At 60.1% G+C, this 18544-nt stretch carries 13 protein-coding genes; all 13 read right to left on the bottom strand.

The genetic code is table 11. The annotated features are described in order from the left end of the window. Positions 1–125: 125 nt before the first annotated feature. Entirely contained in the window at positions 126–422 is a 297-nt protein-coding gene (locus AB4N91_RS01265) for a DUF2845 domain-containing protein (protein WP_010467587.1), read from the bottom strand. Continuing rightward, complete coding sequence (locus AB4N91_RS01270) at positions 422–3376, bottom strand: DUF748 domain-containing protein (protein ID WP_154913025.1); 2955 nt, start codon at positions 3374–3376, stop codon at positions 422–424. The genes AB4N91_RS01265 and AB4N91_RS01270 overlap by 1 nt, the downstream gene beginning before the upstream one ends. Before the next feature lie 104 nt (positions 3377–3480). Then, entirely contained in the window at positions 3481–4497 is a 1017-nt protein-coding gene (locus AB4N91_RS01275) for a class I SAM-dependent rRNA methyltransferase (RefSeq protein WP_010467591.1), read from the bottom strand. Positions 4498–4672: 175 nt separating this feature from the next. Continuing rightward, positions 4673–6610: an acetate--CoA ligase gene (gene acs / locus AB4N91_RS01280; RefSeq protein WP_460112036.1), complete on the bottom strand. Its 1938-nt coding sequence runs from the start codon at positions 6608–6610 to the stop codon at positions 4673–4675. Positions 6611–6840: 230 nt separating this feature from the next. Then, positions 6841–8505 (bottom strand): glucose-6-phosphate isomerase, encoded by a 1665-nt coding sequence (pgi, locus tag AB4N91_RS01285; protein ID WP_200667024.1) that lies wholly within the window; start codon positions 8503–8505, stop codon positions 6841–6843. Between the two features lie 226 nt (positions 8506–8731). Further along, positions 8732–9112, bottom strand: coding sequence for an aspartate 1-decarboxylase (gene panD, locus AB4N91_RS01290; protein ID WP_003228271.1), 381 nt, complete (start codon positions 9110–9112; stop codon positions 8732–8734). Between the two features lie 194 nt (positions 9113–9306). Next, positions 9307–10167 (bottom strand): pantoate--beta-alanine ligase, encoded by an 861-nt coding sequence (gene panC, locus AB4N91_RS01295; RefSeq protein WP_460112037.1) that lies wholly within the window; start codon positions 10165–10167, stop codon positions 9307–9309. Beyond that, on the bottom strand, positions 10164–10964 hold the full coding sequence (gene panB, locus AB4N91_RS01300; RefSeq protein WP_010467597.1) for a 3-methyl-2-oxobutanoate hydroxymethyltransferase: 801 nt from the start codon (positions 10962–10964) through the stop codon (positions 10164–10166). Before panB ends, panC begins: the two co-directional genes overlap by 4 nt. A 364-nt stretch (positions 10965–11328) precedes the next feature. Continuing rightward, positions 11329–11814 carry a 2-amino-4-hydroxy-6-hydroxymethyldihydropteridine diphosphokinase gene (gene folK / locus AB4N91_RS01305; protein ID WP_010467599.1) on the bottom strand — a complete coding sequence of 162 codons (486 nt, stop codon included), beginning with the start codon at positions 11812–11814 and terminating at the stop codon, positions 11329–11331. 3 nt (positions 11815–11817) lie between these two features. Further along, positions 11818–13218 (bottom strand): polynucleotide adenylyltransferase PcnB, encoded by a 1401-nt coding sequence (locus AB4N91_RS01310; protein WP_010467601.1) that lies wholly within the window; start codon positions 13216–13218, stop codon positions 11818–11820. A 738-nt stretch (positions 13219–13956) separates the two neighbouring features. Beyond that, positions 13957–15393: a sigma-54-dependent transcriptional regulator gene (locus AB4N91_RS01315; RefSeq protein WP_010467604.1), complete on the bottom strand. Its 1437-nt coding sequence runs from the start codon at positions 15391–15393 to the stop codon at positions 13957–13959. Between the two features lie 22 nt (positions 15394–15415). Further along, on the bottom strand, positions 15416–18370 hold the full coding sequence (locus AB4N91_RS01320; RefSeq protein WP_031319123.1) for a sensor histidine kinase: 2955 nt from the start codon (positions 18368–18370) through the stop codon (positions 15416–15418). Then, positions 18354–18530, bottom strand: coding sequence for a hypothetical protein (locus AB4N91_RS01325; RefSeq protein WP_003176118.1), 177 nt, complete (start codon positions 18528–18530; stop codon positions 18354–18356). The genes AB4N91_RS01320 and AB4N91_RS01325 overlap by 17 nt, the downstream gene beginning before the upstream one ends. Positions 18531–18544: the final 14 nt, after the last annotated feature.

The raw sequence follows: 18544 nt of genomic DNA on the forward strand, positions 1-18544 counted from the left end.
CCAATGTGGGAGTGAGCCTGCTCGCGATAGCGGTGTGTCAGCCAACATCAATGCTGTATGACACACCGCTATCGCGAGCAGGCTCGCTCCCACATTTTGTGATGTAACCACTCCGGATCGGAGGTTCAGTTACCGCGCTTGCTGGTGATCTGTTTCAGGCGATTACCTTCAAACCGCAGGTATTGATACATCCCGCCATTGGGCCCGTACGTCCATTCTTCGACCTGAAACTCTTCCCGTCGGTTGGCGCTGCGCTTGTAGCCCAGCAGATCGCGGCTGACCGGTTCACCGCACTTCTGCAGCACTTCGCTGGACCTGTCCCCGACGCTGACCAACTGACTGCCACAGCGCAGTGTATCGGCCGCCGAGGCCTGACTGGCCGCCAGCGCCAGGGTCAGGCTGATCAGCACTCGTCTGATCATCACTCGGCATCCAGGTGCATCGGCGTTACCACCCGACCGTCACTTTCCGCCTCGCCCAGTTGGGCGTCGATGAAGTAGACACGGTCATCGGCCATCTGGGCCTTGTCCACCAGGTAATCCTTGATGCTGCTGGCGCGTTCCTGACCCAGTTGGCGCAGCAACACGTCGCTGGTGCTCCAGAATTTGATCACGTCTGCGCGCATTTTTGCGGTGCGTTCTTCCTTGCCCAGATCCTTCCACTCAGCCGGTGGCTGGGTCTTCAGGCGCGTGCGGTAGATCCCTTCCAGCAGCGGACCTTTCTCGCCGTCCGGCACTTGCAGCAATGAAGCCTGGGCCGGAACCTTGTCACCGCGTCGCTGGAGCATTTTGTAGTAGTTGTACTGGTATTCGCGCTCAAGCCGTTGCTCGGCAATCAGCGGACCGTCGCTGCTGGCGGCTGCGGTGCCTTCGATTTCCAGGCGCAGGGCAGGACGTTCCTTGAGGGCCTGGGACAGTTTGATCAACGAACCCTCGGCGTCCTTGCTCAGCTCACTGGAGCCCGGCGCAAACGAGACAGTGCCCAAATCTTCTGAACCCCCGCCACTGACCAGCCCACCTATCATTTTGAACGGTGCGGCAGCCGCTTTGACGATCAGGTTGCGCAGGGTTTGCCAGACAATCGGCATGACGCTGAACTGCGGGTTGTTCAGGTCGCCGGTCACCGGCAGCTCAATTGAAATCTTGCCGTCGACGTCCTTGAGCAACGCGATCGCCAGTTTCAGCGGCAGGCTCACGGCGTCCGGGCTGTCGACCTTTTCACCCAGTTGCAGTTGCTCGACCACCACTTTGTTTTCGGCCCTGAGCTGGCCCTTGACGATGATGTAGTGCAGGTCGAGATTGAGCCGGCCCTTGCGGATGCGGTACCCGGCGAACTTGCCGGAGTAGGGCGTCAGCGTGGTCAGTTCCACACGTTTGAAACTGGTGGCGATGTCGAGGCTGGCCATCGGGTCGAAAGGGTTGACCGAACCCTTGATGGTCACGGGCGCGTAACGGTCGACCTTGCCTTTGATATCGACGCTGGCCGGTTTCGCCTGACGGCTGTCGATGGTGCCGATCTGACCGTTGAGTTGTTGCACCGCCGTGGCGAAGTTCGGGGTCAGGCTGAAGTCGGCGAAGTTCGCCGAACCGTCATTGATCGCAATGCCGCCAATGTGGATGCCCAGCGGTTTGTCCTTGCTGGCGGGTTTGCTGACGGCTGTCTTGGCAGCTGCGGTGTCGGCCGGTTGCGGGATCAGCAGGTCATCGATGTTGGTGGTGCGGTCATCGTTGATCATGAAACGCACGTAAGGCTGGAACAGGTTGACCTTGTCGATCGACAGGCTGTCGCCATGCTGATAGTTCAGACCTTCGAGCACCAGCTGCTGCCACTTGAGGAAGTCGCGGGTCTTGAGGGTGTCGAGGGTGTGCAGTTGATCGACCTGCGCTTTACCGGTGACGCTGAATGCCAATGGCTCGGTGCTTTTCAGATCGACCGCCAGATCACTGCCGAGCATGCCGCTGCGCAGCTCCAGGCGAATGAACGGGTTGATGTAGGACTGGGCGACACGCAGGTCGATGTCTTTGGTTTGCACATTCAGTTTGGCGCTGACCGGTGCCAGATTGACCACGCCGTCGGCCATAAGCTTGCCCTGTTTGCCCACGCCGGTGTCGAGCTTGAGGTTGAAAGGCGAGCCGTTGAGGCTGTCGAAATTCTGCAAATCGAGGTTAAGCGGACCGACATCCAGTGCCACGGCCGGTTGTGCCTTGCGGTCGGCCAGATGAACCTGGTAATTGCGCAGTTGCACGTCTTTGAGCAGCACTTGCCACGGTTTGCTCGGTGGCGCGGGTTCGGCTTCAGGCGAATCGGCTGCCGCCGGCGTTTTCGCCGGTTCGGCGTTGGCTTTTACTGCAGCTTTGGATGGTTGGCTGGCGAACAACTTTTGCCAGTCGAGTTGTCCGTCGGCTTCCAGGGCGGCCCAGGTTTCCAGTTTATTGCTACGGATCTTGCCGACCACCACTTGCTGTTTGGCCAGGTCCACCGTGGTTTCACTGATGTCCAGGCGCTCGAGTTTGGCCAGTGGTCGACCGTCCGGGGCCTTGATGGCAAATGGCGCGACGCTGACGGCGACGTTGCTCAGCAGCAGCTCGGTTTCCTTGGACAAGTTGAGCTTGTAGTCAGTGCTCAGGTTGACGACCCCGTCTTCGAGCACCAGGGGCAACGCGTCACGCACATAGGGCCAGAAGGCTTTCATCTTGCCGTCGGTGATCTTGAGCTTACCTTCGGAGGCAATCGGGATCAGGCTGAAGTTACCGGTCCAGTCGAGCTGCCCACCGCCCGGGCCGATGGCTACCAACGTCATGTCGGCACTGTCTTCCGGCAGCGTGCTGAGGTTCTTCAGCTCGAAGTCGAGTTTGTCGTAGAGGAATTCGATGGGTTCGCTGGGGCGCAAATCCTGAAAGTGCACATTGCCGCCCGCCAGTTTGATCCGCTCGATACGCAACGGGAACGGCTTGGCATCCGGGTCGGCCGGGGTCGGTTCGCTGGCGGGGATCTTGAACAGGCCCAGCAGATTAAGTTTGCCGTCCTTGCCGAAAAGGATTTCGGTCTTGGGTTTGTCCATTTCGATATCGGACAGGTGCAGCGCCTTGGTCCACAGGCTGTCGATCTGCAGGTTGGCGTACAGGCGTTCGAAACCGACCTGTTCTTTGCCCGGCTCGCCGATGACCAGGCCCCAAAGGGTCACTTCCAGGCTGAAAGGGTTGAGTTCGATCCGGGAAATCGTCGCGGGCATCGTGGCGTAATTGGCCAATTGCTGGTTGGCGACCCGCAACGCGATGCCCGGCAAAATCAGAAACCCCAGCAGGCTATAAAGGGCCAGAGCAGTCAACAATGCGCCAATAGCGCGAATCAATCCTTTGGGCATGTGTGGCTTCATCTGTCTGAATCGGAGTGCGTTGGAGTATGGCACGCGATTCCGGTTCCGAAGTGAACGCACTCTTTTGGTTTTTCAGAAATTTGCGTAGGAAATTTCCTGCGTGATCAGAGTTGCAGAATCAACGTCTTCAGCGGCGGCTGTTGATCCATCGACGGGAAATCACCGCCCGGCTTCATCACGGTCCACTCACGCACCGGCCGCCCGGCCTTCTCTGCGCAACGTAAAACCTGCTCGCGCCAATCGTCCATGCTGACCTTTGCCAGGTTGTTGCAGCAGATCAGCACGCCGTTCTCGGCGGTGGTCAGCAGCGCGGGTTTGAGCAGGCTTTGGTAGTCGCGCAGCAGGTCGACCGTGCCGAACGCGCTCTTGGCCCAGGCGGGTGGATCAAGCAGCACCAGGTCGTACTGACGCTGGTCGAGACGCGTGTAACTCGGCAGTTTCTGCCCGCGTCGCTGACTGATCGGCAGCCCCGCCAGTTGGCGGATGGCCGGGAAGTAATCGGACTGGATGAACTCCATTGCAGGCAATTGCGGATTGAGCAGACCGTTCTCGCGGCCGACCGCCAGATTGCCCTCGGCGAAATCCAGGTTGCACACCTCACTTGCCCCGCCGGCCGCAGCACTCAGGCCGACACCACAGGTGTAGGCGAAGAGGTTGAGCACGCTTTTGTTTTTGCTGTGCTCCTTGACCCAGCCGCGCGTGTTGCGCAGGTCGAGAAACAGCAGCGGATCCTGGCCGGCATGACGACCGCGAACCCGATAGTTCAGGCCCCATTCGTGGCCGATCAAGTCTTGCAGGGCTGCCTCGTCGGCGCGGTAGACGGTGTCTTCGCGGTCGATACGCGAGTTGCCCCGGGAACGGTCGTTGTAGACCAGCAGCGTATCGAGGCCCAGGTGTTGATTGACGGTCTCGTGCAGTTGCAGCAGTGCGTCACGTTCCAGCGCCTGGTGGAAGCTTTGTACCAGCAGTTGCGGGCCGTAGCGGTCGATGGTCAGGCCGCCGGCGCCTTCCTGGCTGCCGTGGAACAGGCGATAGCAATCGGTGCCTTGCTGATGCAGCTCGGCGAGCAGGTCCTGGCGATGATCGAGGGCGGCGCGCAGCGCCTGATTCAAGGAAGACATGCTGTGCGCCTTGCAGGAGGGAATTTGGCGCGGGAGTTTAACAGCATTGACGGGAAGTCGAGGTGTTGCCATCGCGAGCAGGCTCGCTCCCACAGAGCTAATTGTTGGCTGAGCGTTTTGCGTTTCGCACAAAGCCAATGTGGGAGCGAGCCTGCTCGCGATGCTGTCAGGTGCGTTACTGGTTCAGACGTTTGTCGATCAGCCCCTGCACCACGCTTGGATCGGCCAGTGTCGAGGTGTCCCCCAGACTGTCCAGTTCGTTGCACGCGATCTTGCGCAGGATGCGCCGCATGATCTTGCCCGAACGGGTTTTCGGCAAGGCCGGGGCCCATTGGATCAAGTCCGGTTTGGCGAAACTGCCAATCTCCTTGCTGACGTGAGCCAGCAGTTCCTTCTTCAGTTCGTCATTGGCTTCGGTGCCGTTCATGGGCGTGACAAAGGCATAGATGCCCTGGCCCTTGAGGTCGTGGGGATAACCGACCACCGCTGCTTCGGCGATGCTGTCGTGCAGCACCAGCGCGCTTTCTACCTCGGCAGTGCCGATGCGGTGCCCGGAGACGTTGATCACGTCGTCGATGCGCCCGGTGATCCAGTAATCGCCATCCTCATCACGCCGCGCGCCGTCGCCGGTGAAGTAGTAGCCGGGGTAGGGCTTGAAGTAGGTGTCGACCATCCGTTGCGGGTCGCCATAGACGCTGCGGATCTGCGCCGGCCAGCTGGATTTGATCGCCAGCACGCCGCTGCCGGCGCCTTTGATTTCCTTGCCCGTTTCATCCAGCAGCACCGGTTGCACGCCGAACATCGGTTGGGTGGCGCAGCCGGGCTTGATCCGTTGCGCGCTGACCAGCGGGCTGAGCATGATGCCGCCGGTTTCGGTCTGCCACCAGGTGTCGACGATCGGACACCGCTGTTCGCCGACGACGTTGAAGTACCAGTCCCACGCCTCGGGGTTGATCGGCTCACCGACGCTGCCGAGTAATCTGAGGCTCTGGCGAGAAGTATCCTTCAACGGCTCGGGGCCTTCACGCATCAGCGAGCGCAGCGCAGTCGGGGCGGTGTAGAAAATGTTGACGTGGTGTTTGTCGATCACCTGCCAGAAGCGCGAACTGTTCGGGTAACTTGGCACGCCTTCGAAGATCAGCGTGGTCGCGCCGTTGGCGAGCGGGCCATAGACGATGTAACTGTGGCCGGTGACCCAGCCGACGTCGGCGGTGCACCAGAAGACTTCACCATCGCGGTAGTCGAGCACGTACTTGAAGGTCATCGCCGCTTGCAGCAGATAGCCGCCGGTGGTGTGCAGTACGCCTTTGGGTTTGCCGGTGCTGCCGGAGGTGTAGAGGATGAACAGCGGGTCTTCGGCGTCCATGGGCTCTGGCGGGCAATCGTCGCTGACGTCGCGTAGCGCCTGGTGATACCAGAGATCGCGACCTTCAACCCAGTCCACTTTGCCTTGGGTGCGCTCGACGACGATGACGGTGCTGACGTTCGGGCAACTTTGCAGCGCCTCGTCGACCTTCTGCTTGAGCGGCACGAATTTGCCGCCGCGCACGCCTTCATCGGCAGTGATCACCGTGCGGCAGTCGGCGTCGAGAATCCGGTCGCGCACAGAGTCTGGAGAGAAGCCGCCGAACACCACCGAATGCACCGCGCCAATCCGCGTACAGGCGAGCATGGCGTAGGCCGCTTCGGGAATCATCGGCATGTAGATGCACACGCGGTCACCCTTTTTCACGCCACGGCTTTTGAGCACGTTGGCCAGGCGACAGACGTTGTGATGGAGTTTCTTGTAGGTGATCTGCGCGGATTCGGCGGGGTCGTCGCCTTCCCAGAGGATGGCGATCTGATCGCCGCGTTTTTCCAGGTGACGGTCGATGCAGTTGTAACTGACGTTCAACTTGCCACCGGTAAACCAGCTGGCCTCGCCGGTCTTCAGGTTATAGCGCTGGACGGTGTCCCACGGCGTGCTCCAGTCGAGAAAGCGGGTGGCCTGCTCGGCCCAGAACTCACTGGGGTGCTCGATGGATTGACGGTAGAGGCGGTGGTAGTCGTCTTGACTCAAGTGTGCAGCCCGGCGGACGGCATCGGCTTTGGGGAACGTGCTGATATCGAACATGACGGTTCCTTATTCTTGTTTTGCGACAAGTAATAAAGATGCGCCGAGTAGCGAAAGGGTTCAAGCCAGACACAAAACAACTGTAGGAGTGAGCCTGCTCGCGATAGCGGTGGGTCAGTCAACATCGATGTTGAATGAAAAACCGCTATCGCGAGCAGGCTCACTCCTACAGGGATTGGTGTTGCCCACAGCATTTGTGTTTGGCACAAACCCTGTGGGCAGGCGCCAGATCAACCGCGGTGACGACCGCGGAAGTAGTTGATCAGGCCTTGGGTGGAAGCATCGTCAGCCGGGGTTTCTTCGCTGCCGACCAGGCGGTTGTAGACGCCTTTGCCCAGCTCCTTGCCCAGCTCCACGCCCCACTGGTCGAAGGCATTGATGCCCCAGACCACGCTTTGCACGAAGACTTTGTGTTCGTACATCGCCACCAGCGCACCGAGACGACGGGGGCTGATGCGCTCGACCACGAGGGTGTTGCTCGGACGGTTGCCCGGGATCACCTTGTGCGGCGCGATTTTATGCACGTCTTCTTCGCTCATGCCTTTGTCACGCAGTTCGGCTTCGGCTTCGACAAGGGTCTTGCCGAGCATCAGCGCCTGGCTTTGCGACAGGCAGTTGGCGTACAGCCACTGGTGGTGGTCGGAGACCGGGTTGAAGCTGACAATCGGCACAATGAAGTCGGCCGGAATCAGTTGGGTGCCTTGGTGCAGCAACTGGTGATACGCGTGCTGACCGTTGCAACCCACGCCACCCCAGATCACCGGGCCGGTATCGGTGGACACTGGCGTACCGTCCTGGCGCACGCTCTTGCCGTTGGATTCCATGTCCAGCTGTTGCAAGTGCTTGGTGATGTTGCGCAGGTAGTGGTCGTAAGGCAGGATCGCGTGGCTTTGCGCACCCCAGAAGTTGCCGTACCACACGCCGAGCAACGCCAGCAGCACCGGCATGTTCTGTTCGAATGGCGCGCTCTGGAAATGCTGGTCCATGGTGTAGGCACCGGAGAGCAGTTCCTTGAAGTTCGACATGCCGATGGCCAGCGCGATTGGCAAGCCGATGGCCGACCACAGCGAGTAACGGCCGCCGACCCAGTCCCACATCGGGAAGATGTTTTCTTCGCGGATACCGAACGCCACGGCCGCCGCGTTGTTACTGGATACGGCGATGAAGTGACGATACAGCTCGGCTTCCGAACCGCCCTGAGCCAGGTACCAGGCACGAGCGGCCTGGGCATTTTTCAGGGTTTCGAGGGTGTTGAAGGATTTCGACGACACGATGAACAGCGTGGTTTCAGCGCGCAGCTTCATGGTCAGTTCATGGAACTCACTGCCATCGATGTTCGCCAGGTAATGGCAACGCACGCCTTTCTGGGCGTAGGACAGCAGCGCTTCAGACACCAGCTCAGGGCCGAGGAACGAGCCACCGATGCCGATGTTCACCACGTCAGTGATCGGCTTCTCGGTGTAGCCACGCCACAGACCGTCATGGATGCGGCCGACGAGGTCGGTGATCTGGTTCAGCACTTTGTGCACTTCTGGCATCACGTTGACGCCATTCACCGACAGCTTGTCGCCAACCGGGCGACGCAGTGCGGTGTGCAGGGCTGGACGACCTTCCGACGAGTTGACGATTTCGCCGTCGAACAGCGATTTGATCGCGCCCTTGAGGTCGACTTCATTGGCCAGGCCCACCAGCAGATTGCGGGTCTCGGCGTTGATCAGGTTCTTCGAGTAATCGAGAAACAGGCCGCAGCTGCTGAGGGTGAATTGAGTAAAACGCTGCGGATCGGCATTGAAGGCCTCGCGCATGCTGAAATCCTGCATGGCTTGGCGGTGGTCATTCAACGCTTGCCAGGCGGGCAGAGCGGTCACGTCGTGAGGAGTGCGGTAGTACGCCATCGCTGCGGGTTTCCTTTTTACTTGAACGGCTTTTTTGAACACTGAAAATCCCGGCGCGCCGTAGGCAGGCGTCCGGTCAACTGCGTCGACACGATTTCAATGACACAGGGCGAATACAGTAAACCTCGCGCTGCGATCTGTCTTGACTTTGTCTAACACGTTCCCGGTACTTTTTTATACACAAAGCAGGGAACGGTTCGACAAACGGGAGGGGGCGTCGGTTCGATCAGGCGACCTGAACCGGAATGGCATTGCTGGTGTGGCTCAGTTCATTGCCAGGCGCCATGTAAAGCATGCGCGGTTTGAAGTTGAGCAGCTCGGCTTCGCTGTAATGGGCGTAGGCGCAGATGATCACACGGTCACCGACCTTGGCCTTGTGCGCGGCAGCACCGTTGACCGAGATCATCCGCGAGCCTTCTTCGCCACGAATCGCGTAGGTGGTGAAGCGTTCGCCGTTGTCGACGTTATAAATCTGGATCTGTTCGTACTCACGGATGCCGGACAAGTCCAGCCATTCGCCGTCGATGGCGCAGGAACCTTCGTAATCGAGTACGGCGTGAGTGACTTCGGCGCGATGCAGCTTGGCTTTGAGCATGATGGCGTGCATGAGTGTTTTCCCAGGTCGGAATCGAACGGCGGGCAGTTTGCCCGAAGGCATAAAAGGCAGCAATAAGGGAGCGAAGCCACGCAATTTTCTGTCGGAGCGAAGCTTGCTCGCGAACGCGGCGTATCAGTCGACACAAATGTCGAATGTGACAGCCTCTTCGCGAGCAAGCTTCGCTCCTACATGGGGGGCGGTGCTTAGGCGGGGGCGTCGAGGTTCAGGTGCAGGTTGTCGATCAACCGTGTGGTGCCCAGGAACGCCGCAACCAATATCACCAGGTCCCGATCTTCCGGAGTCGCTGGGCGCAAGGTTTGCGCGTGACGAATCTCCAGGTAATCGGGGCGCAACCCGGCTGCTTCAAGCTGCTTGATCTGTGCGTCGATCAGCGCCGGGAAATCCCGCTCGCCCTGTTTGATCGCCTCGGCAATCTGGCACAGGCCGCGATACACCACCGGCGCAATGGCGCGCTGCTCTTCGTTGAGGAAACCATTGCGCGACGACAGCGCCAGGCCATCGGCTGCCCGAACGGTCGGTTCGCCAATGATCTGCACTGGCATGTTCAGGTCATGGACCAGGGATTTGATCACCGCCAGTTGCTGGAAATCTTTCTGGCCGAAGACCGCCAGGTCCGGCTGGACCATGTTGAACAGCTTGCTGACGACCGTCGCGACACCTTCGAAATGCCCGGGACGGCTGGCGCCGCACAGGCCTTCGGAGAGTTGCGGGACGCTGACGCGGGTCTGGCCGGCCATGCCGTCGGGGTACATTTCTTCGACGGTGGGCGCGAACAGCAAGTGGCAACCGGCCTGGAGCAGTTTCTCCTGGTCAGCCGCCAGGGTCCGCGGGTACTTGTCGAGGTCTTCGCCGGCGCCGAATTGCAACGGGTTGACGAAAATGCTGGCGACTACGAAATCCGCCCGTTGGGTCGCTTTGGTAATCAGCGCGACATGACCGCTGTGCAGGTTGCCCATGGTCGGCACGAAGCCGATGCGCTTGCCTTCGCTGCGGGCGCGGGCCACGGCGGCCCGGAGTTCGCGTACTGTTTTTACGGTGTTCATGCAGAGAATCCGTGTTCGATCCCAGGGAAAGAGGCGGCTTTGACTTCACTGACGTAGGCGCTCAGAGCTGCGTGAATGCTGGTCTGGCCGTTCATGAAGTTCTTTACGAATTTAGGTACGCGACCGGTAATGGACAGGCCGAGCATGTCGTGCAGGACCAGGACCTGGCCATCGGTGTCACTGCCGGCACCGATACCGATCACCGGAATGCCCACTGCCTGGGTAATTTCCTGGGCCAATTCGCTCGGTACGCACTCAAGCAACAGCATGGCGGCACCGGCCTGTTCCAGCGCGATCGCGTCGGCGCGCATCTGTCGCGCCTGGTTCTCGCTGCGGCCCTGGACTTTGTAACCGCCCAGCATGTTCACCGATTGCGGTGTCAGGCCCATGTGCGCGCACACAGGGATGCCTCGTTCGGCCAGCAGGCGGATCGAGTCGGCGAGCCACAATGCGCCTTCAACCTTGACCATGTGCGCACCGGCCTGCATCAACAGGGCGCTGTTGCTCATGGCTTGTTCGGTGGTGGCGTAGGCCATGAACGGCAGGTCGGCGAGGATCAGCGCATCGGCGTTGCCGCGTTTGACGGCTGCCACGTGGTAAGCCATTTCCGCGGTGGTCACCGGCAGGGTGCTGTCGTGACCTTGCAAAACCATGCCGAGGGAGTCGCCCACCAGCAGCACTTCGACGCCAGCCTGATTGCAGGCGTGGGCGAAGGTCGCGTCATAGCAGGTCAGCATGGTGATTTTTTCACCTTTTTGCTTCAAACCTTGCAGAGTGGTCAGGGTGATGGCTGGCATGAAAAGTTCCTCATTCAGGCGCTTGGAAACTACTGCGAGTAACGCGCGTGATTCTTCGTTAAATACAGGCGCACGCTCTGATGTCGTGCTTTTAAGGCCTGGATTGCGCCCTTCAACGCCGTGTTGGCGGCAGCGGGACGCCTATAGTCGTGAGGAGAACTCGGGAAGTCAATTGCATGTGTTACCGCATTGTTACGCGGGGGGTGTTACCGGGGTAACTGATGCGATTCAGCAGCGGATTCTATGTTCAACACAAAAACCAATGTGGGAGTGAGCCTGCTCGCGATTGCGTCCTGACAGTCAACATCTTCGGTGAATGTTAAGTCGCTATCGCGAGCAGGCTCACTCCCACAGGGGATTTGCATTAATTCGGAGGGAGGCGTTCCAGGCCGACGAACGGACAGGCTGCGAGTAATGCCTTCAGGCTGCGGCCATCGGCCAGACGCAAATCCGCAGGCGCCAGTTCGGCCAGCGGATACAGAACGAAGGCCCGCTCCTGCATATGGTAGTGCGGCACCTTGAGGCGCGGTTCGTCGATCAGCCTGTCGCCAAACAGCACGATGTCGAGGTCCAGCGTTCGTGGACCCCAACGCTCAAGACGCTCGCGGCCTTGTCCGTTCTCGATGGCTTGCAGCGCATCAAGCAGGTCCAGTGGCGGGAGCGTGCTGTCGAGGGCGGCGACCGCGTTGGTGTAACGCGGCTGGCCGGGCAGAAGCGAGTCGCTTTGATAAAACCCGGACACCCTGACCAGTTGGGTTTGCGGCAACTGCGCCAGCGCCTCGACGGCGCTGCGCAATTGTTCGGCGGGGTCAGCCAGATTGCTGCCCATGCCGATGTAGATGCGTTCCATGGATTACTCGCCCGTAGCACTCGGTGCGCCGGCCGCGCGTTTGCGCTTGGCGCCACCGCTGCGACGCCGTTTGCGTGGTGCGCCGGTGCCTTCATCCTTGCCGCTGAGGTCGCGGATCATGTCCCGACGCTCACTGTCATTGGCGTCCTGATAGTCGGTCCACCATTCGCCCAGGCCATCGGTCTGCTCGCCAGCGCTTTCTCGCAGCAGCAGGAAGTCGTAACCGGCACGGAACCGCGGGTTGTCCAGCAACAGGTCGGCACGCTTGCCGCTGCGGCGAGGAAGCCGCTCCTGCATGTCCCAGATCTCGCGGATCGGCATGGTGAAGCGTTTCGGAATCGCGATCCGCTGGCACTGCTCGGCAATCAGCTCGTGAGCGGCTTCCTGCATCGCCGGAATCGGTGGCATGCCCCGTTCTTGCAGGCGCAGGACGCGGGCCGGCAGGGCAGGCCACAGCAGGGCTGCAAACAGGAACGCCGGGGTCACCGGTTTGTTCTGTTTGATCCGCAGGTCGGTGTTGATCAACGCTTCGCTGATCAAGGTGTGGGTGTACGTCGGGTTGTATTCCAGCGCCTCGGCACTGGCCGGGAACAGCGGATCGAACAACTGCAGGTCGACCAGCATCTCGAAGGTGTCCGCGGCATGGCCGGAGAGGAACAGCTTGAGCACTTCTTCGAACAGACGGGCTGATGGGATCTCGCGCAGCATCGGCGCCAGGTCGCGGATCGGCAGGGCGCTGTGTTTTTCGATGCCGAAATTCAGCTTGGCGGCGAAACGCACGGCCCGCAGCATCCGTACCGGGTCTTCCTGGTAGCGTTGCTTCGGGTCGCCGATCAGGCGGATCAGGTGATTGCGGATGTCGTGTACGCCATTGGCGTAATCGAGAATGCGCTCGCTGACCGGGTCGTAATACAAGGCGTTGATGGTGAAGTCGCGGCGTTGCGCGTCTTCTTCCAGCGTGCCGTAGACGTTGTCGCGCAGGATGCGCCCGCTCTCGTTACGGGAAGACTGGTTGCTGTCCTCTTCCTCGTCGTTTTGCGGGTGATTGGCGCGGAAGGTCGCGACTTCGATGATTTCGCGGCCAAAGTGGATATGCACCAGCTTGAAGCGGCGACCGATGATCCGCGCGTTGCGGAATTCGGCCCGCACCTGCTCAGGCGTGGCACTGGTGGCGACGTCGAAATCTTTTGGCGTGATGCCAAGGAGCATGTCACGCACACAGCCGCCGACCAGGTAGGCCTGGTAACCGGCGTTCTGCAGGCGTTCGACGATGTTCACCGCGTAACGGCTGAATTGGGCCTTTTGCAGCGAATGTTGGCCGCTGTTGAGCACTTCAGGCGTACTGCGAATGTGTTGCGTATGACGCTTGGGAGAACGGAATGACTGGAACAACTTCTTCAGCATGGGATGCACTGTTTGAAGGAATGTTCGGCCATAACGAAGAATGACCGCATGATGGGCGGGGATTCTAGCATTTAGTCAGGGGATGGTGTAGGACACAGCAGATATGAGCTGTAAGCCGCAGGCTTCAAGCGGAGAACAAAGCAGATTTGGGTAGGTTTTTCGAATCGTAGAAACTACAAGGGGAGCCGAAGCTCCCCAAGAAAGTAGTTGCATGCTCTATTTTTATTTTTGAGTCGGGCTTTTTGTTTTTATTAAGTGCCCTCGCCATGAAGTGTTTCCTTCATGGCCCTCCCAATCGGGAGCCAAGAGCAAACGGATTGCTTTGGTCGCTGTGCTGCAGTGATCGTTCGATCCAACCAGTTCAGGCACTGTCTTGGGACAGTTTTTTATTATTCTCGGCCTGGTCGTGGGGCAAGCCCCAAATACAACGCCTCTCCAAAAGAATCAGTTAGCTGCGCCTCTCGCCGTCTTGTTTTTATTGTGCGTGAGTCGATTTGTCTTATTTTTATTGTCTTGTGCATTGCTTGTTATTGTTCTTGTACTAAACATATAGCAGGGTGCGTGCCAACTTTTGTGAGGTCCAGCAAAACAAGGGGTTAGGCGGGCTGGCAGGGTTTTCGAGGCCGAAAAAAAGCCGGGACTTCGTTACCGTAAGCCCCGGCTTCTGTTACGTGAAACGACTGAGGTAACAGTTTTTTCACAAAGTCATGTGTTACCCGCACATCAGACAGGCGCGGTTCAGCTCTCGCTGGCAACCCCGGTCTTGCGCCGCGGGATACCCAGGCGCTGACGACGTTCCCACAGGCACTTGCGACTCACCCCGAGTTTGCGGGCCAGCTCGGTTTCCGTCATGTGGTCCTGGTGCTCAAGCACGAAGTGCTGGAAGTAGTCTTCCAGCGACAGGTCTTCGGTCGGCTCATGATTGTTGTTGCTGGCGCCGTTGCCCTGTTGCGGCGGCAGACCAATGAAGTCGTCGTCTTCCAGGTCGCTCAGTTCGATGTCGATCCCCAGCAGCTCGGCGGAAATCTCCGGGCTCTCGCACAGGATGACGGCGCGCTCTACCGCGTTTTCCAGTTCACGAACGTTACCCGGCCAGGAGTAATGACGGATCGCCTGTTCGGCATCCGCCGCGAATTTCAGGTCGGTGCGGTTGACCCGCGCGCTCTGTCGCGCCAGGAAGGCATTGGCGATCTCGTTGACGTCGGCACCGCGCTCGCGCAGTGCCGGCAATTTCAGGGCGATCACATGGAGGCGGTAATACAAGTCTTCACGGAACTGACCGATCTTCGCCAGGCTCTTGAGGTCCCGGTGAGTCGCGGCGATCAGGCGCACATCGACTTTCTGTGACTGGACCGAACCGACCCGGCGGATTTCGCCTTCCTGCAACACGCGCAGCAAGCGGGCCTGGGCTTCCAGTGGCAGTTCGCCGATTTCGTCGAGGAACAAGGTGCCGCCGTCCGCCGCTTCCACCAGACCGGCACGCCCGGCGCTGGCGCCAGTGAACGCGCCTTTTTCGTGGCCGAACAGTTCGGACTCGATCAGGCTTTCCGGGATGGCTGCACAGTTCACCGAAATCATCGGTGCCTTGGCGCGTTTGGACAGGTTGTGCAGGGCGCGGGCCACCAGTTCTTTACCGGTACCGGATTCACCCTGGATCAGGACATTGGAATCGGTCGGCGCGACTTTGCGGATCTTGCTGTACAGGTCCTGCATCGGCGGGCACGAACCGATGATGCCGATTTCGCCGTTGCTGTTATCAACACCCGGTTTCGCCGCGCCATTGGCCGCTTTGCCGGTGGCAGGTTCACCGCCGGCCGGCAGCGATTGGCGGTCACGCAGGATACGGGCGACAGCCTGGAGCATTTCGTCGTGATCGAAAGGCTTGGCGATGTAATCGACCGCGCCCATCTTCATCGAGTCGACGGCCGAACGCAGGCTGGCGTAGCTGGTCATGATCAGCACCGGAGTGCCCTGGCCGAGTTTGATCAACTCGGTGCCCGGAGCGCCCGGCAGACGCAAGTCGCTGACGATCAGGTCGAACGTGGGAATGGTGAAGCGTTCTTGTGCTTCCTGCACTGAACCGGCTTCGCTGACCTGGTACTGGTTACGTTCCAGCAGGCGGCGCAAGGCGGAGCGGATAATTGTTTCGTCTTCGACGATCAAAATGTGCGGCATTGATTCGATACTCTCGACGGTCTCAGTTCACAGCGGACGTCGCTTCGACATGACGCGGCAAGGTCACCCGAATACGGGTGCCGCGTTGGCTTTGTACATCAGCCGGGCTGTCGATGGTGATTTGTCCATAATGCTCTTCAACGATGGAATAGACCAGTGCAAGGCCCAGACCGGTGCCTTCGCCAGGATCCTTGGTGGTGAAGAAAGGTTCGAACAATCGGTCCATGATGTTCTTCGGAATACCGCTGCCTTCGTCTTCCACGATCAGATCGACCGTGTGTTCGCCGGCTTCGCTCTTGACCCGCACCGCGCTGCCGGGAGGCGAGGCGTCACGGGCGTTTGAGAGCAGGTTGATCAATACCTGGGCGAGGCGTTGCGGATCGCCTTCGACCCAATGATCGGGGTCGCACAGGTTATAGAACTGCACTTCGAAATTGCGTCGGTTCAGGGCCAGCAAACCGATGGCATCCTGAGCCACTTCAGCCAGACAGACGGGCTCGTCGCTGTGCTGGTGACTGCCGGCGTGGGCGAAGCTCATCAGCGACTGGACGATGCGCGACACGCGTTTGGTCTGTTCGAGGATCTGGCCGCTGATTTCCTTCAGTTCGCCATCGTCTTCGCGTTCTTCGCGCAGGTTCTGCGCCAGGCACGCGATGCCGGTGATCGGGTTGCCGATTTCATGGGCCACACCCGCCGCGAGTCGCCCGATGCTGGCCAGGCGCTCGGAGTGCACCAGTTTGTCTTCGAGCATCTGGGTTTCGGTCAGATCTTCCACCAGCAACACCAGGCCACTGTTACCCGGTGCGAGCGGTTCATCAATGGCCGCTTTGTGCAGGTTCAGCCAGCGGGTCTGGCCATCAAGGGCCAGGTGCTGTTTGTGCAAATGCTCGTCCGGCAGATTGATGAAGCCTTGCAGCAGTTCTTTCCACGGATCGGCGATGGTGCTCAGGCGCGAACCGACCACACGCTGCGCGGCAATCCCGGTCAGCTCCTCCATGGCTTTGTTCCACATGAGGATTTCCTGATCCTTGGCCAGCGAGCAAACGCCCATCGGCAATTCCTGCAGGGTCTGGCGGTGATAGCGGCGCAGGGCATCGAGTTCGGCGGCAAGGCCGGTGAGGCGGGAGTGGTAGTCCTCGAGACGGCTTTCGATGAAGTGGATGTCTTCGGTGACGTAGTTTTCGCCGCCAGCCTTGTACGGCAGGAAGGTCTCGACCATGTCCTGCGCCACGCTCGGGCCCATCAGGCCGGAGAGGTTGGCTTCGATCCGGTCGCGCAAACGGCGCAAGGCATAAGGCCGGCGCTCGTCAAATGGCAGATAGAGATCACGCAGGGCCTGCTCGACTTCTTTCTGTGCGGCCTTGGCGCCCAGAGGCTTAGCCAGTTGCGTGGCGAATTCCTGAGGCGAGGCGGCGTGCAGTTCACGGCGTTGCGGGCGACGCACGTTGTCCACGGCGCAGGCTTCGGCGGCGCTGGCCTCTTCGGGGCTGGCGTTGGTGAACAGCGAGATCAGGGTGAACATCAGCACGTTGGCGGCCAGGGACGCGATCGCGGCCATGTGCCAACTGGTGTCGTCCAGCACGTAGATCATGTTCAACAGCGGAATGTAGAAGCCCTGCAGATTGCCGACCAGCGGCAACAGCATGGTCACCAGCCACACCAGGATCCCCGCCAGCAAACCGGCGATGAAGCCGCGGCGGTTGGCGGTCGGCCAATACAGGACCGACAGGACCCCCGGAAGAAATTGCAGCGTGGCCACAAACGCGACGATGCCGAGGTTGGCCAGGTCCTGTTCGGCGCCCAGCAACAGGTAGAAACCGTAACCGGCCATGATGATCGCAACGATCAGCGCCCGGCGGGTCCACTTCAACCAGCGATAGATGTTGCCTTCGGCCGGCGGCTGGTAGAGCGGCAGCACCAGATGGTTCAGCGCCATCCCGGACAGCGCCAGGGTGGTGACGATGATCAGTCCGCTCGCGGCCGACAACCCGCCGACATACGCCAACAACGCCAAGGCTTTGCTGTTGGCGGCGATGCCGATGCCCAGGGTGAAATATTCAGGGTTGGTGGTGGCGCCGAGTTTCAGTCCGGCCCAGAGAATCAGCGGCACCGCCAGGCTCATCAACAGCAGGAACAGCGGCAGACCCCAGCTGGCGCTGACCAGCGAGCGCGGGTTGAGATTCTCGGTAAAGGTCATGTGGTACATGTGCGGCATCACAATCGCCGAGGCGAAGAACACCAGCAGCAGCGTTCGCCACGGGCCTTCCTGCAAGGGCGTGTGCAAGGCAGCGAGGGCGGTCTGGTTTTGCAGTAGCCACAGTTCCAGCTGTTGCGGGCCGTCGAACACGCCATAAAGGGCATAGAGGCCGACACCGCCAATGGCGATCAGCTTGATCACCGACTCGAAGGCAATCGCGAACACCAGGCCTTCATGTTTCTCGCGGGTGGCGATGTGGCGCGAGCCGAAGAAGATCGTGAACAGGGTAATCAGCGCGCAAAAGCTCAAGGCCACGCGATGCTGCACCGGCTCGCGGGTCAGGATGCCGATGGAGTCGGCCACCGCCTGGATCTGCAACGCCAGCAATGGCAGCACGCCGATCAACATGAAAATCGTGGTCAGCGCCCCGGCCCACGTACTGCGGAAACGGAAAGCAAACAGGTCGGCCAGCGACGACAGTTGATAGGTGCGGGTGATTTTCAGGATCGGGTACAGCAACACCGGCGCCAGCAAAAACGCCCCGGAGACCCCGAGGTAACTGGACAGAAAACCGTAGCCGTACTGATAGGCCAGGCCCACCGTGCCGTAAAACGCCCAGGCACTGGCGTACACCCCCAGCGACAGGGTGTAGGTCAGCGGGTGGCGAATGATCGCCCGGGGGATCATGCCCCGTTCGCTGATCCAGGCGACGCCGAACAGCACCGCCAGGTACGCGGCGCTGATCAGGATCATCTGGGTCAGGCTAAAGCTCATCGGCATCTTTTTGGCTCTGCAGGATGAAGGTCACGACGATCAGAATCAGCCAGAGCAGATAAGGGCGATACCAGGCGCCAGTGGCGTCGATCCACCAATCCATGATGGCCGGGGAGAACAGGTAAATCCCCACTACCAGGAGCAGGACCAAGCGATAGATGTACATCCCGGCCTCTCTTT

This window comes from Pseudomonas sp. H3_D04 (genome assembly GCF_054669175.1).

Bases quoted from the DNA above. Each gene is read 5' to 3' on its own strand.
- AB4N91_RS01265 (WP_010467587.1), bottom strand. From the start codon at position 422: ATGATCAGACGAGTGCTGATCAGCCTGACCCTGGCGCTGGCGGCCAGT.
- AB4N91_RS01270 (WP_154913025.1), bottom strand. From the start codon at position 3,376: ATGAAGCCACACATGCCCAAAGGATTGATTCGCGCTATTGGCGCATTG.
- AB4N91_RS01275 (WP_010467591.1), bottom strand. From the start codon at position 4,497: ATGTCTTCCTTGAATCAGGCGCTGCGCGCCGCCCTCGATCATCGCCAG.
- acs (WP_460112036.1), bottom strand. From the start codon at position 6,610: ATGTTCGATATCAGCACGTTCCCCAAAGCCGATGCCGTCCGCCGGGCT.
- pgi (WP_200667024.1), bottom strand. From the start codon at position 8,505: ATGGCGTACTACCGCACTCCTCACGACGTGACCGCTCTGCCCGCCTGG.
- panD (WP_003228271.1), bottom strand. From the start codon at position 9,112: ATGCACGCCATCATGCTCAAAGCCAAGCTGCATCGCGCCGAAGTCACT.
- panC (WP_460112037.1), bottom strand. From the start codon at position 10,167: ATGAACACCGTAAAAACAGTACGCGAACTCCGGGCCGCCGTGGCCCGC.
- panB (WP_010467597.1), bottom strand. From the start codon at position 10,964: ATGCCAGCCATCACCCTGACCACTCTGCAAGGTTTGAAGCAAAAAGGT.
- folK (WP_010467599.1), bottom strand. From the start codon at position 11,814: ATGGAACGCATCTACATCGGCATGGGCAGCAATCTGGCTGACCCCGCC.
- AB4N91_RS01310 (WP_010467601.1), bottom strand. From the start codon at position 13,218: ATGCTGAAGAAGTTGTTCCAGTCATTCCGTTCTCCCAAGCGTCATACG.
- AB4N91_RS01315 (WP_010467604.1), bottom strand. From the start codon at position 15,393: ATGCCGCACATTTTGATCGTCGAAGACGAAACAATTATCCGCTCCGCC.
- AB4N91_RS01320 (WP_031319123.1), bottom strand. From the start codon at position 18,370: ATGCCGATGAGCTTTAGCCTGACCCAGATGATCCTGATCAGCGCCGCG.
- AB4N91_RS01325 (WP_003176118.1), bottom strand. From the start codon at position 18,530: ATGTACATCTATCGCTTGGTCCTGCTCCTGGTAGTGGGGATTTACCTG.